1 protein-coding gene is annotated in these 1188 nt (G+C 66.8%); it reads left to right on the forward strand.

The features are described 5' to 3' along the window. Window positions 1-1156 (forward strand): IS21 family transposase (istA, locus tag VJ307_01950; protein HJX72889.1); only part of this gene is annotated, 1156 nt, incomplete at its 5' end. Between the last annotated feature and the right edge of the window lie 32 nt (window positions 1157-1188).

Here is a 1188-nt window from a genome sequence, read left to right on the forward strand (position 1 = left end):
GGGCGGGCAGCCACCGCCGCCCCCCGCGTCGCGGCGAGGGTCGGTACTCGGGGCCTTCGCCGATCGCATCAAAGCCTGGATGGAAGAGGATGATTATCACGCCACGTGGATGCACCAGCGGCTCAAGGTGTTGGGGTTCGCAGGCGGCGTGCGCGCGGTGCAGCGGTTCGTGCGTGGTGTGAGGGATCGTCTCGTGCGCAAGGCCTTCCTGCGATTCGAGACCGAGCCCGGGCAGCAGGCCCAGGTGGACTTCGCCGAGCTGGCGGTGGTCGACGAAGCGGGAGAGACCGTCGCGAAGTACCACATGTTCCTGATGGTGCTGGGTTTCAGCCGGAAGCGCTATGCCGAGCTGCTGCTGCGCCCGGACCTGACGAATTTCATGGAGGCGCACCAGCGGGCGTTCCGGTTCTTCGGCGGGGTGCCCGCCGAGATCCTCTACGACTGCATGAAAACGGTGGTGATCCGCCGGCGCGGCAAGGAGCCGCAGTGGAACGAGGGCTTCCTTTCGTTCGCGGAGCACACCGGCTTTGCCCCGCGGCTGTGTCCTCCGTACGCCTCCTGGGTCAAGGGGAAGGTGGAGCGCCCGATCCGGTTCATCCGCGAGGGATTCTGGCGCGGATATCGCTGCGCAAGCCTGCCCTCGGGCAACCGGGATCTGCTCGCCTGGCTTTTGGAGCAGGAGTCGCGCATCCACGGCACCACCTGCCAGAGCATCGCGGAGCGCTTCGAGGCCGAGCGCTTGCATCTGGGGCCGTTGCCGCGCACCGACTTCGATACCAGCGCCCGCCATTTCCGAAGCGTGGGCAAAGACTGCATCGCGCGCTTCGATCGCAATCGCTACATGGTGCCGCATCGGGCGGTCTGCAAGGAGGTCCTGGTACGCGTCAAGGACGGGCTGCTGCGCGTTTTCGACGGCGCCGAGCTGCTGGTGGCCTACCAGATTCCCGAGGGGCACGGGCACCTGGTGGCCGATCCGTCGCTGGTTCGAGCCTTGAGGGAAGATCCGGAGCAGAATCGGATGAAGTATCGCCGCCCGCCGGAGGGGCGCAAGGGAAAGGCTCGCACTCTGGGACCGGTTGCGACCCCCTGGGCCGTGACCGTCCAGTACCGCCCGATCACCGAGTATCTCGCGGCGGCGGGGGTCGGCCATGAGTGACCTGCTGATCGATCGGGTGCAGCAAAATCTGC

The sequence above is a fragment of the Candidatus Deferrimicrobiaceae bacterium genome (assembly GCA_035256765.1).
Taxonomy (GTDB): Bacteria; Desulfobacterota; Deferrimicrobia; order Deferrimicrobiales; family Deferrimicrobiaceae; genus CSP1-8.